Origin of the sequence: Methanocaldococcus lauensis (genome assembly GCF_902827225.1) — an archaeon.
Classification (GTDB): Archaea; AGJL01; Methanococci; order Methanococcales; family Methanocaldococcaceae; genus Methanocaldococcus; species Methanocaldococcus lauensis.
The window spans coordinates 112,067-124,736 of sequence record NZ_LR792632.1 but is presented as its reverse complement, the minus strand read 5'-3'; the positions used below and the strand labels follow the sequence as shown (position 1 = coordinate 124,736).

The following is a 12,670-nucleotide window of genomic DNA, read 5'->3' as shown; positions in this document are numbered from 1 at the left end:
ATCGGCTGGCAATCGGGGTTTAAAGAAACCACATCTTCGATTTAATAGCAGTTCCATTTAGATATTTTCCCTCGCTAAAAATTTTTATTTTTTGATTTGGAGGGATTTAATTTGAAATTTTTAAATTTTAAAAGATTTTATCAAATTTCGAAGGGTCTTCTATTTTGATTAATTTGAGTATTTGGTTTTATTAAATTATTGAGATTTTTAGGAGATTTTAGTAATTTATTTTTATCTTCAATTTTCCCCGATAAATAAGTTAATAATAAAAATTTAAAGAATTTTTAAACTAATAAATAAAAATAGAAAAGTTTATATATAAGTTCGGAGGTATATAAATAACAAGGGTTACTGACCCTCCAAACTATAACCCCCCAACAAAGAAGCATAATAAAGTAATTTTAGTCCTTAATCTCAAAAAATTATGCCCTGTCTAAAATCAGACCCCTAAGGGGATGGAAACTAAAAAGATATGGATATGTAGAAACTAAAAAGAAAAATGTCTAAAATCAGACCCCTAAGGGGATGGAAACAAAAATTCCCAAATTCCTTTTGGAATTCTCTTTATGCTTTCGTCTAAAATCAGACCCCTAAGGGGATGGAAACCTTCTAATGCTTCTTTTATACTTTCTCTTATGATTTTTCTTATTTCTGTCTAAAATCAGACCCCTAAGGGGATGGAAACTAAGTTTACACGAACTCGTTGAAGTGTCGCCTGCTTGGTCTAAAATCAGACCCCTAAGGGGATGGAAACAAAAACATAATGCCCCCCTAAAAAAATTGTAAAATAAAAGTCTAAAATCAGACCTCTAAGGGGATGGAAACACCTCTTTTTTAATCTCTCTAACTTCTTTTATAACTTGTCTAAAATCAGACCCCTAAGGGGATGGAAACTTTTTTTATTATCCGAATATATTAATGAATTTATATATGTCTAAAATCAGACCCCTAAGGGGATGGAAACATCGACAATTTCTAACGTCTCCATATCATATCCAGCGTCTAAAATCAGACCCCTAAGGGGATGGAAACATTCTTCTAAGTTATTTTTAATTTCTTCGATTTTTACATTATGCTCAGTCTAAAATCAGACCCCTAGGGGGATGGAAACTAAGTATTGTTCAGATATGTTATCCCGTTTTCATAAGTCTAAAATCAGACCCCTAAGGGGATGGAAACAATAAATCTTTAAGTTTTGGTTTGATAAGTTAGTTACGGTCTAAAATCAGACCCCTAAGGGGATGGAAACAACAAGGGCAAAGGTGAGGGAAAATGAAGTTTAAATGCCTAAAATCAGACCCCTAAGGGGATGGAAAGGTTAGTTTTATTTTGTCAATATGTCCTGAAACTGTGTAGTCTAAAATCAGACCCCTAAGGGAAAATGATTTTAATTTAAGATGCATTGCTGAGCGTTAGCGAAGCAATGCATCCCGGGTATCCCAATAGGGCGGAGCCCTATGGTTCGGGATATCTAAAATTAAACAAAAAGGCAAATATTCGGGGGTATACTAATAGGGGGCAGAGCCCCCTATGGGTTTAAAACTCAGACCCCTAAGGGGATGGAAATAAAGTGGTATAATTGATATGAATAAAATTACTTATGGGTTTAAAAGATAGAAATTTTATTTTTAATTAAATTCATATATTTATTAATTTATATATTTTTCAAAAGTAATAACAAGTCTCGGGAAAATTCCACTCTAAGTAATAAAAAATAACAAAAAATATTAAAAAATTATTATTAAAATACTAAAAACTTATAAAATTTTATTATAAAATAATAAAAAATAAATTTTCTTTGTTAATAATTATTACTAAAGTCGAAAAAATTCCTAGATTGAGTATTAATTTTTATGAATAAAATTTAAAATTTTATGAGTTTAATTTTTATTTCTTATTTTACTGGCTTATATTCTTCTTTCATTTTAACAACCACAACTGGAGTATGCTCTAATTTTTTTAGTATATCCTCTGTTATAATATAAGTGTTATATTTTTCAAAAACTTCATTAATGTTTTTTATAGTTTTATGAACTCTATCGCAAATATACGCTATCCTTACAAGCTCTCCAATTGTATATTTTTTATAATCTCCATATACAGCCAATGGTGTGCATCCAGCAAATCCTCCAATCTTTAAAACATCTGCTAATCTTCCAAGAATAAAACCAAAAACACCTACTCCACTTATTATTCCATCAATAGCATAAGGCAATGCAGTAATGTAAAAATTTAAAACTTTATATGTTGCATCAGTGTCAGATATCATAACTACTACATCAACTCCTAACTCTTTTTTTATCTCCTTATACAATTTTTCAGCCCATTTTTTTGGATTTTTTGGTAAAGGGCAGGCATAAGTTCCAGGAACATTAGTTAAATCTACTCCACCCTCAGCATAAGGTTTTAAAGCATATAGTAATCCCACAGTTTCTATAATTGCCTGCTTATGTTTTAAAGTTTCTTCTTTTGGCAATTTCCTTAAATTTTTTATTTTATCCTCTTTAACTTTCAAAAGTTTCCCAAGAACATAGCCCCAAACATATTTTGACCAATAATAACAAAAATAAGCTAATATTCCTGGAGTAAATTTACTTTCATCAATAAAATTTCCTTCTGATGTAGAAACCATCTTCTCACTTAATACAACAAAGTCTCCATCCTCTAATTTAATTCTACTATTTTTTATTGCTTCAATAACAATTGGGATAAAATTTTCTCCTTTTCTTATGTATCTTGTTTTAATAGGATATGCTCTCATGCTATCACAACAAAACAATAAAAAATTATTTATTTACAAGTCATAAATTAAACACTAAAACATAAAATAAATTTTATTGTGTTGTGATATAATGCAGAAAGGTAAAACTAAATTAAAATATGATGAAGTTAGAGATTTACTTTCCCTCCCTAATCCAGAATTTCCAAAATATGCTTCCCAATTAATAAATCTTGCCAATATATATTCCCAAGCTACAAGACCAAAAAATGTTGGACAAATGTCTGAACTAATGAAAGAATTTAAAGCAAATGGAGGCAAAACATTTGAAGATTGGAAAAAATGGTACTTATCAAAATATCCAAACGCTATTGATGAAGCCACTAAAAAGATTATGGAAAAAATAAATGATTTCAAAAAAGTTCTAAATGAACTTGATGAAAAAACCATAAGAAAATGGGTCGAGGACTTAATTTTAGTTAAGACATTTATGGGACTCAACCTTCAAGAAGCTATTTTGAAAAAGGTCGCTGAAGAAATGGGAAAATCTTATAGATTATCAACACCAGATGAAGAAAGTAAAGGTATTGATGGTTATATTGGAGATATTCCGGTCTCGATAAAACCATCTTCTTATCTTCAGGAAAAACATCTCAAGGAAGAACTTAAAGGAAAAATCATAATCTATCAAAAGAAAAAGAATGAAATAGAAATTGATTACTCTGATTTACTACGATAAAGAAATTCCACATTAAAATCTATCCCAATTCTTTTTTGTTTTATACCTATTTTTTCTTCAATTATTGGCTTTAAGTTTTCATCAATTTCATAACCAATCGAATTTCTTTTTAATTCAATTGCTACTTTTGTTGTAGTTCCTGTTCCTAAGAATGGGTCTAAAACTGTGTCTCCTATTATAGAAAACATTCTAATTAATCTCCTTGGAATTTCTTCTGGATATGATGCTGTTCGTCTTTCTATTTTTGGATGTATTTGTTTATCTCCCCTTATATCTTCCCATATTTGGCTAAACCATTTGTCTCTCTCTTCTTTTGTGTATGCACTTGCATATCTTAATGGGTCTTTGGGTTTAAATTTTCTTGGCTTTCCTTTTCTGAATATTAATATAAATTCAACATCAAGTGTTACATAGGCATTAGGAGGCAAAAATCCTGAACCTAAAAAAGCATTTGGCTTATTTGTAGGTTTTTTCCATAGTATATAAGGAAGAGTTACGAATCCAATTTTCTCAAAGTGTTCTATTATCTTAGAATGATTTGGAAACAACCTAAAAATACCATTAACTTTTCTTGTTGCATCACCTATATTTATACAAACTATTCCTCCAGGAACTAATACTCTATAAATCTCTTCCCAAGTAGGTAACAAAGTTTCATGCATTAAATTATATATTTTTATAATATTTTTTTCTTTTTTTTCTTCATCTTCTTCATTTTCTATATTTTCCCATATTTTCTCTATTTTTGGGTTCAAAGATTTAAATAAATCATCCCACATTTCAATCATAGGGTATGGAGGAGAGGTCACAACTAAATGGACACTTTCATCATCAATTTCATCCATTTTCCTTGAATCTCCAAAGATTATTTTATGATTAGTTTCTATTTCCATTTTCATCATCCATCTCTTTTTTTATTTTTGTAGTTATTATAGATTTTTCAGATAACCAAATTAACACAATATTACGAATTAATTCAGCGTCACTTTCTCCCAATATTCCACGAAATTTTTCTATCATACTCCACTGTTCTTTTGTAAATGTGACCTGAATTCTCTTACTCATGATACACACCAATAACACATATAAAACACAAAATATTTAAAACTTTCTAAGCAAGATTTAAGGAAATTTAAAATATTTTTACCATAATTGTTGCAATAACACCTTACATTTATAAAAACTTTAAAACTTTAATAAAAAAAGATTAAATTAATAAAATTAAATTAATAAAAAAAGATTATTATTCTTTTTCTTCAATTCTTTCTTCTAATTCTTCTTCTTTTATTCTTTCCCCAGTAATCATATAAACTACTCTATCCCCAATTGAAGCAACAATATTCCCACTTCTTTCCAAGTATTTTGCCGCAAATATTATTTCTGTTGCTAAGGTTAGATTTTTAGGATCCTCTAAGATTTTGCTAATCATACTCCTATATAACTGTTCATATAAATCATCCAATCTTTTATCCATTTCATAAACTTCTCTCGCTAAATCTTCATCTCTATTTTTAAACGAAATCATTGCATTCTTTAACATAGTAATTAAATAGTCTTTCATTACTATCAATAATTCATTCTTTCTACTACCTTCTATTTTAGATTTTAACAATAATTTACAAATTTTTGAGGCATTGTCTCCAATTTTCTCCAATTTTGAAGATATTTTAATAGCAGTTATCAACTCCCTCAAATCTCCAGATACTGGTTGATATAAAGCAATTGCCTTAATACATTTATCTTCTATTTCAATCTCCATTAAATCTATTTCATCATCTTTCTTTCTAACTATTTTAGCTAATTCTCTATCTCCTTCTGTAAATGCCTTTATAGAGTTTTCAATTTGTTCAATACACATATTTGCCATTTTCATTAAATCATTTTCTATTTCCTTTAATATCATTTCGAATTTTTTTACCATTTTTAACCCTCCTTTAAAAATTTAAAAGCTTTAACCAAATCTACCACTAATATAATCTTCTGTCTCTTTCCTCTTAGGATTTAAGAATATATCCTCTGTCTTTCCAAATTCAATTAGTTTTCCCATTAAGAAAAATGCGGTATAGTCAGAAATCCTACTTGCCTGTTGCATATTGTGAGTAACAACAACAATAGTATAATCTTTAGATAATTCAACCATTAACTCCTCTATTTTTAATGTTGATATTGGATCTAATGCAGAGGTTGGCTCATCTAATAATATAACTTCTGGCTTTACCGCTATAGCTCTCGCAATGCACAACCTCTGTTGCTGACCTCCTGACAATTTTAAGGCAGATTTATTTAAGTTATCTTTAACCTCATCCCAAAGAGCGGCTTTCTTTAAAGCCCATTCTACGATTTCATCTAATTTTTTCTTATCTTTAATTCCATGAATTCTTGGACCAAAGGCGACATTGTCATAAATACTCATTGGAAATGGGTTTGGCTTTTGAAAAACCATTCCTACCCTCTTCCTTAGTTCAACAACATCAACATCTTCATCGTAAATATTTTTTCCATCTAATAAAACCTCTCCCTCTATTTTTACTCCATCAATTAAATCATTTAACCTATTTAGACATCTTAAAAATGTAGATTTACCACATCCACTCGGTCCAATTAAAGCAGTAATTCTCTTTTCATAAATTGGAAGATTTATATCAAACAATGCCTGTTTTTCACCATACCACAAACTTAGATTTTTAGTTTCTATCTTTACTTTTTCCATAATCTCACTATCTATATTTTTATTTATTGAGTTAGAGTTTTATGTCATCCTTTAAAGCATATCTTATTGGAATGAATATTGCTAAGAAGATAATGAGCATAACTAACGCCGCTCCCCAAGCCATTTTATGATCTTCGGGAGAAGGACTTTGCACCAATGTATATATTAAGAGAGGAATAGCTCCAATTGGTTGAAGTGGATTTGTAGGATAAACTTCATACAATCCACCAGCTGTAAATAACAGAGGAGCAGTTTCCCCAGAAACCTTTGCCATACCTATTAATATTCCTGTTAAAATTCCTTTTTTAGCCATTTTTGTAATAATTTTAAATATAACTTGTGCCCTTGTGCAACCTAAAGCATAACCTCCCTCTTTATATATTTTTGGAATTTCTGACATAGCCTCTTCTGTATATACAGCAACATAAGGAGTTAATATTATTGCAAGAGCTAATGCTCCTGCAAGGGCGGAAAATGTTCCCATAGGAACAACCAACAATCCCATAACAAATGTACCCACTAATATAGTTGGGAATTCTAACATTATCTGTAATAACATTTTAGTAGTTCTACCTATAAAACTATTTGAAAATTCATAAATATACACTCCAGCCAAAAATGCTAAAGGTAATCCTATAAGAGTTGCTAAAAATGTTAGCATCAATGTTCCCACTATTGCCGGTCCTATTCCTCCTTCACTTAAAGTTCCAAATATAAATGTTGCTCCTTTTTCCATTATAACAGGTAATCCCTTTATTACAATTGATACAATTATATGAAATAGAGGCAGTATAGCTATAAAAGTTAAAGCACCAACAACTATTAAAAAGATATAATCTTTAATAGTCCTAATTTTTTTATGAAAATTGTTATTTTTAGTGGGAAACATTTTCTCTCCACCTCTTCAAATAATAAAGCCCTATAATATTCACAATCAAACCAATTACAAATAAAACGAGCCCAGCAGAATATAGGACTGAAGTCATATATTCATATAACACAGCATTTCCAAACTGGTTTGCTATAAGGGATGATATTGTATATCCAGGAGCAAATAACTTATAAGTTAAGTTAAATGAATTTCCAATAACCAATGAGACAGCAACGGTTTCTCCAAGAGCTCTACCAAATGCTAATATAAAGCCAGATATTATTGCAGGCTTTATAAATCTAATTAAAACTTTTGTAGTTTCATATCTTGTAGCTCCCAAAGCAACCAATCCTTCCCTATATACAGAAGGAATCATTGCATAAGCCTCTCTTATTATTGCAGATGCAAAAGGAACAACCATAATCCCAAGGAGTATTCCAGCAGATAAATAACAGTATCCAGAGAGCGGAGGATAGTCAAATAAAGGAATAAATGAAAAATGCTCATACAAAAACTTCATTACATGATCTCTTAAAAGAGGAACCAATATAAATGCTCCCCAAATACCATAAATTATTGTGGGTAATCCAGCCATTATGTCTGAGATAATAATTAGAGGAAACTTTAAAGGCTTTGGAGCATAGTCATTTACGAATATTGCATAACCAATAGATAAAGGAAGTGCTATTAAAATAGCAATTGTGGCAGTGTAAATACTTCCCCAAATTGGTGCGGCTAATCCATAAACTTCCTTTGCTGGTTCTTCAGCAGCCTGCCATATATTTTGGATAAATAAATTTATTCCATACTTTTCAATGGCAGGCAATGCATTATAGAAATAGAATCCTACCATTAGCGCAAAGAGTATGAAAACTATTATTATTGCTGGTGAGGTTATTATTTTAAATCCATCTATTTTTTTTAATAGTTTGGATATATCCATAGTTTTCATCCTCATTATGGTAATTTTTTTATTTTTTAATAATCTTAAATTTTATTATCTTTCAATACTTAATTATTTTTTATTGATTGCTTAATTATTAAATTTTATTTTTAAATTTTCGTTATGTTAAAATAGATTGTGACTAAGTTTTTAAATTTTTCTAAAAAATAAACAAAAAATAGAAAAATTATAGAATTTAAAAAATCTTACTCCTTTATTCTATTTACAGCGTCTAAACCAATTTTTGCTACACTTTCAGGTAATCCTACATAACCAGGAGCTAAATGTTCTGGCTTCTGCCCTTCTGTTAATACCCATGTTAAGAAATCCTTAATTGCCTTTGCCTTCTCTTTACTGTAGTGCTTACCATTTTTATTTTCCCAAACTAACAAGTGGGTAAATGCTACTATTGGATAAGCATTATCTCCCGGAGCGTTTAACAGTTGTTTTAAATCTTCTTTATAACCCTCTGTTGGATTTGGAATGTATGCTTTAACACCTTCAACAGCTGCCTTTATTGTAGTTTCATTTGCTTTAACATATTTTCCATTTTTATTTTGTAATTCAGCAGTTTGAAGTTTTTCTTCGATTGCATATGACAATTCAGTGTATGTTATTGAGTATGGCGTGTTCTTTAGTATAGCCACTACTCCTGGATTTCCTTTCCCTGCAGCTCCTCTTCCCATCTGATCAACAGGCCAATTAACTGTTTTTCCAGCCCCAACTTTATCTGCCCACTCTTTGCTTATTAAACTTAAGTATGTTGTAAATATTGCAGTTGTTCCACTGGCGTCACTTCTGTGAATGACAATTATTTCTTTGTGAGGTAATTTATCAGCAATTTTTGGATTACATTCTTTAATTTCAGGATCATCCCAGTATTTTATTTTACCTAAGTATATATCTGCTAACGCATTATTACTTAACTTTAATGTTGTATTTTTAAGTTCTGGAATATTATAGGCAACAACAACAGCCCCTACGATTTCAGGGAATTGCAACGGTTGATCTCCCGTTCCTAAGAACTTTTTCCACATTGCCTCTTTAACTGGAGGATCAGTCCTTCCAATATCAGTTAATCCCTTTAAAAATGTTTCTTGTCCGTAACCTGATCCTCCACCCTCATATTCTATTTTTACATTAGGGTGGGTTTTTTGATAATCTTCAATCCATTTTTGTATCTGATACTTTGGAAATGTTGCTCCTGTAGTTCTTATTATAATAGTTTTTGAATTTGAAGGAGTTTGACTATTCTGAGAGTTATCTCCTACACAACCTGCCAATGAAACTATTGGGAGTATTAAACAGATTCCTAATATTAAAGCCAATATTTTTTTCACAATCTCACCATTTATTTATAACCCATACTTTATACATTTACAGTATCTAATATTGCATAATATACCTATATAAAGTTTTCTATTTGGAATTAAAATTCATATTTTATGAACTAACTATATAAAAATAAAAAATAATAATAAAAAATAAATCTTACTTAAAATTTAATCTCATTCAAACCTAAGACATCGAATGTATTATAGATTCCTTCCTTTTTATCTTTAATAAATCTTATAGATAATACAACTCCATTAACAAACGCCTGCCTACTACTTGCCCTATGAGTAATTTCAATTCTCTCTCCATCTCCAGCAAATATAACTGTATGATCTCCAACAACATCTCCTCCTCTCACTGCGTGAATTCCAATCTCCTCCTTCTTTCTTTCACCAGTTAATCCTTTTCTACCAAAAACAAAAATACTGTCTCTTCCCCTATTTTCTTTTATAATTTCAGCCGCTCTCAAGGCAGTTCCTGAAGGAGCGTCTTTTTTGTATCTATGATGCATTTCAATTATTTCTATATCATAATCTCCAAGTTTTTTTGCCAAAAATTCTAAGGTTTTGAAGAATATATTTACACCAATTGCAAAGTTTTGTGAAATTACTGCCGCTACTTTATTCTCTTTTATTGCTTTTTCTATTTCCATTTTTTGCTCTTCAGTAAATCCTGTAGTTCCTATAACTAAATTAACTCCATTTTTAGCCGCTATTTTAACATTTTCTACACATGCATCTGCTATGGTAAAATCAACTAAAACATCTGGCTTTGTAGATTTTAAAACTTCATTTAGTTCATCAGATGTTGATAATGGAACATTTATTTTTCCTATGCCAATTAATTCACCTACATCTTCTCCCTTTTTTGGATGATTTGGAATTTCAAATGCCGCAACTACTTTCATATCTTCTTGTTGAGTTATTGTTTTAATTATATTACTTCCCATTCTACCCAATGCTCCTGTAACAGCCACTTTAATCATTTTTATCACCTAATTTTCCATTAAACACCTTTTATGTTCTACACTTTCAAATTTTATTTTATAATATTTATAAATTTCAGATGCAAGATTTTCAGCAAATTTCTTTGCCTCTTCCCTACTCTTAAAACCTAAAACCCAAAGACCCCACGGAGTTTCCCAACTTGATGATAATTTACAACTTTCTGTTATAGGATTTTTGCCATTAAATTTATGAATTATTATTTTTTTATTTTTCCAGTCAATATATAAAGCATAATTTATTCCATCTATTTCAATGTTTTCAATGAAATTTCCATAAGTTTTATTTTTAAGATTCCTCTCTAAATATATTTTTATAAATCTGCTTAAAGGTAATTTTGAAATCTTAATTCTAACATTATCCATCTTTTTTTCTAAGATTTCTTCTATTTCCTCCAATTCTATCCAATCTAATGCATCTGGAATTAAAATAGTTATATATTTATCTCCTTCAACCTCTATATCTAATATTTTTAAATATTCACTAAAAATTCCAAATTCTTTTAATATTTTTATTATATCGTCCATAATTATTCCTCTAACATAATGTAGAGTTTTAATAACTTCTCAATAATGTCCAGTTTTTCAACGATAATGCATATAAGTTGATTATGCCTATAATTATACAGTTCCTGCTTCAATATGTGCAAATAGTGAAAAAATTTTAATTTTAAATAACTTTCTCTAAATTCTTCCCAATGTTCCTCATAAGATTTACCGTGCTCCAATCTTTTAGATAAGATATAATCTGATGCATGCCTATATAACTTTAAATCTATTAAAAAGTTCCTAATTTTTTTACTAAAATTAATATATCTCTCTTTATTGTGCCAGTCCTCTATATCTTCCCTAATATAAAATTCAAATGCATTTAATAAATATAGCATACCATAATAAAATCTTGATATAAATGTTCTTAAATCAAAATCTTTTAAAGCATTTATACAACTGTCAAAAAAATGAATACACTCCTTTAAGTATATCTCATTTAATTTATGCATTCTTCCCATCACCTAATATATATACTTTAAAACCTTCTTTTTTCCATAAATCTTTGTTTATTACATTTTTAGTGTCAAAGATTAATTTATTTTTTACTTTTGAGGATATATTTTTTATAGTTCCTTCTTCAAAGTTTTTATATTCATCGTGGTCAGCCAAAATAACTATTATATCTGCTCCATCAACAGTTTCCTCTAAACTATACAATGGAACTATAAAGTTTCTTGCATACTTATCGTAGCATTTTACTTCAAAGCCATCTTCTATTAACTTTCTAACAACTTTCTCTGCTGGACTTTCCCTTGTGTCATCAACATTTCCTTTATATGTTACTCCAAATATTGCTATTTTTCCACTATCCTTATTTAATATTTTTTTAATTCTTTCAACTACAAAAAAAGGCATAGAATCATTTAAAATTCTTGCAGTTTTTATAAGAACTGCATTTTTTGATTTCTCAACAATAAACCAAGGGTCTATGCTAATACAATGCCCACCCACTCCTGGGCCGGGTTTTAAAATATTAACTCTCGGATGTTTGTTAGCCAACTCTATAGCCTCCCATACATCTATTCCTAACTCTTCACAAATCTTCGCAAACTCATTAGCCAATGCAATATTAACATCCCTATAAGTGTTTTCCATTAATTTTATCATCTCTGCTGTTTTAGTATCTGTTAAATATATTTTTCCATCTACAAATGTCTCATAAATCTTTTTAGCCATTTCTTTTGATTTATCGTCTATTCCACCAATTATTCTATCATTTTTAACTAACTCCGCTAAAATATTCCCTGGCAGAACTCTCTCTGGACAATGGGCTAAATATATCTTCTTCTCCTTAGACAATTTTTTATAAATCTGTTCAGAAGTTCCTGGGGGAACTGTACTCTCAATAATAATTAAATTCCCATCTTCTATGTATGGTTTTATGTCTTCAATGGCCTTATTTAAGTAACTTAAATCACATTTTTTTTCTCCATCAATCTCAATACATGGTGTAGGCACGCAGATAATAAAAACATCAGCCTTTTCTGGCTTTGTTTGAACTTTTAAATTTCCTGAATTTATGGCTCCTCGGACTAAAGTCATTAAGTCCTTTTCTGTAGTTTTAAAATTTAATTTTTTAATCTCCTCTACTCTTTTTTTGTCTATATCTACTCCTATAACTTCATATCCATATATTGCTAACATTGATGCTGTTGGTAGTCCAATATATCCTAAACCAACTACACATATCTTTTTTTTATCGTTGTTATCGTTATTTGATGTTTCTGTCATCGCTATCCCCAAAATTTTTTGTTATTGAAAGACAAACTTTGTGTCCAAATAATATAAAAACTTTGTT

13 protein-coding genes and 1 CRISPR repeat array are annotated in these 12,670 nt (G+C 29.6%); of the genes, 1 reads left to right on the top strand and 12 read right to left on the bottom strand.

What is annotated here, in order from left to right:
* Positions 1-431: 431 nt before the first annotated feature.
* A CRISPR array of direct repeats spans positions 432-1,317; the repeat unit is 32 nt; unit sequence GTCTAAAATCAGACCCCTAAGGGGATGGAAAC.
* Between the two features lie 577 nt (positions 1,318-1,894).
* Positions 1,895-2,761 carry a coenzyme F420-0:L-glutamate ligase gene (locus KMP69_RS00720; protein ID WP_214400075.1) on the bottom strand — a complete coding sequence of 289 codons (867 nt, stop codon included), beginning with the start codon at positions 2,759-2,761 and terminating at the stop codon, positions 1,895-1,897.
* A 91-nt stretch (positions 2,762-2,852) separates the two neighbouring features.
* Here KMP69_RS00720 and KMP69_RS00715 point away from each other — a divergent pair, with 91 nt between their 5' ends.
* Positions 2,853-3,458: an MjaI family restriction endonuclease gene (locus tag KMP69_RS00715; protein WP_214400074.1), complete on the top strand. Its 606-nt coding sequence runs from the start codon at positions 2,853-2,855 to the stop codon at positions 3,456-3,458.
* Here the strand turns inward: KMP69_RS00715 and KMP69_RS00710 are convergent.
* From KMP69_RS00710 to KMP69_RS00660, 11 genes are all read right to left on the bottom strand, one after another.
* Positions 3,437-4,357, bottom strand: a complete 921-nt coding sequence (locus KMP69_RS00710; protein WP_250543604.1) for a DNA-methyltransferase — start codon at positions 4,355-4,357, stop codon at positions 3,437-3,439. The two genes, KMP69_RS00715 and KMP69_RS00710, sit on opposite strands and share 22 nt — an antisense overlap.
* Positions 4,335-4,523 (bottom strand): CopG family transcriptional regulator, encoded by a 189-nt coding sequence (locus KMP69_RS00705; protein ID WP_214400072.1) that lies wholly within the window; start codon positions 4,521-4,523, stop codon positions 4,335-4,337. The genes KMP69_RS00710 and KMP69_RS00705 overlap by 23 nt, the downstream gene beginning before the upstream one ends.
* A 178-nt stretch (positions 4,524-4,701) precedes the next feature.
* Complete coding sequence (phoU, locus tag KMP69_RS00700; protein WP_214400071.1) at positions 4,702-5,379, bottom strand: phosphate signaling complex protein PhoU; 678 nt, start codon at positions 5,377-5,379, stop codon at positions 4,702-4,704.
* A 30-nt stretch (positions 5,380-5,409) separates the two neighbouring features.
* Positions 5,410-6,168, bottom strand: coding sequence for a phosphate ABC transporter ATP-binding protein PstB (pstB, locus tag KMP69_RS00695; protein ID WP_214400070.1), 759 nt, complete (start codon positions 6,166-6,168; stop codon positions 5,410-5,412).
* A 31-nt stretch (positions 6,169-6,199) separates the two neighbouring features.
* Positions 6,200-7,057, bottom strand: coding sequence for a phosphate ABC transporter permease PstA (gene pstA, locus KMP69_RS00690; RefSeq protein WP_214400069.1), 858 nt, complete (start codon positions 7,055-7,057; stop codon positions 6,200-6,202).
* The gene (gene pstC, locus KMP69_RS00685) at positions 7,044-7,982 is read right to left on the bottom strand and encodes a phosphate ABC transporter permease subunit PstC (RefSeq protein ID WP_214400068.1); all 939 of its coding nucleotides are present in this window, start codon (positions 7,980-7,982) and stop codon (positions 7,044-7,046) included. Before pstC ends, pstA begins: the two co-directional genes overlap by 14 nt.
* 206 nt (positions 7,983-8,188) lie before the next feature.
* The gene (pstS, locus tag KMP69_RS00680) at positions 8,189-9,322 is read right to left on the bottom strand and encodes a phosphate ABC transporter substrate-binding protein PstS (RefSeq protein WP_214400067.1); all 1,134 of its coding nucleotides are present in this window, start codon (positions 9,320-9,322) and stop codon (positions 8,189-8,191) included.
* 155 nt (positions 9,323-9,477) lie between these two features.
* Positions 9,478-10,302, bottom strand: coding sequence for a 4-hydroxy-tetrahydrodipicolinate reductase (gene dapB, locus KMP69_RS00675; RefSeq protein WP_214400066.1), 825 nt, complete (start codon positions 10,300-10,302; stop codon positions 9,478-9,480).
* Positions 10,303-10,311: 9 nt separating this feature from the next.
* Positions 10,312-10,848, bottom strand: coding sequence for a hypothetical protein (locus tag KMP69_RS00670; protein WP_214400065.1), 537 nt, complete (start codon positions 10,846-10,848; stop codon positions 10,312-10,314).
* 2 nt (positions 10,849-10,850) lie between these two features.
* Positions 10,851-11,321 (bottom strand): hypothetical protein, encoded by a 471-nt coding sequence (locus KMP69_RS00665; protein ID WP_214400064.1) that lies wholly within the window; start codon positions 11,319-11,321, stop codon positions 10,851-10,853.
* On the bottom strand, positions 11,314-12,603 hold the full coding sequence (locus tag KMP69_RS00660) for a nucleotide sugar dehydrogenase (RefSeq protein ID WP_214400063.1): 1,290 nt from the start codon (positions 12,601-12,603) through the stop codon (positions 11,314-11,316). The genes KMP69_RS00665 and KMP69_RS00660 overlap by 8 nt, the downstream gene beginning before the upstream one ends.
* Positions 12,604-12,670 lie beyond the last annotated feature (67 nt).

Coding starts and splice junctions, on each gene's coding strand:
- KMP69_RS00720 (WP_214400075.1), bottom strand. CDS start 2,761: ATGAGAGCATATCCTATTAAAACAAGATACATAAGAAAAGGAGAAAAT.
- KMP69_RS00715 (WP_214400074.1), top strand. CDS start 2,853: ATGCAGAAAGGTAAAACTAAATTAAAATATGATGAAGTTAGAGATTTA.
- KMP69_RS00710 (WP_250543604.1), bottom strand. CDS start 4,357: ATGAAAATGGAAATAGAAACTAATCATAAAATAATCTTTGGAGATTCA.
- KMP69_RS00705 (WP_214400072.1), bottom strand. CDS start 4,523: ATGAGTAAGAGAATTCAGGTCACATTTACAAAAGAACAGTGGAGTATG.
- phoU (WP_214400071.1), bottom strand. CDS start 5,379: ATGGTAAAAAAATTCGAAATGATATTAAAGGAAATAGAAAATGATTTA.
- pstB (WP_214400070.1), bottom strand. CDS start 6,168: ATGGAAAAAGTAAAGATAGAAACTAAAAATCTAAGTTTGTGGTATGGT.
- pstA (WP_214400069.1), bottom strand. CDS start 7,057: ATGTTTCCCACTAAAAATAACAATTTTCATAAAAAAATTAGGACTATT.
- pstC (WP_214400068.1), bottom strand. CDS start 7,982: ATGGATATATCCAAACTATTAAAAAAAATAGATGGATTTAAAATAATA.
- dapB (WP_214400066.1), bottom strand. CDS start 10,302: ATGATTAAAGTGGCTGTTACAGGAGCATTGGGTAGAATGGGAAGTAAT.
- KMP69_RS00670 (WP_214400065.1), bottom strand. CDS start 10,848: ATGGACGATATAATAAAAATATTAAAAGAATTTGGAATTTTTAGTGAA.
- KMP69_RS00665 (WP_214400064.1), bottom strand. CDS start 11,321: ATGCATAAATTAAATGAGATATACTTAAAGGAGTGTATTCATTTTTTT.
- KMP69_RS00660 (WP_214400063.1), bottom strand. CDS start 12,603: ATGACAGAAACATCAAATAACGATAACAACGATAAAAAAAAGATATGT.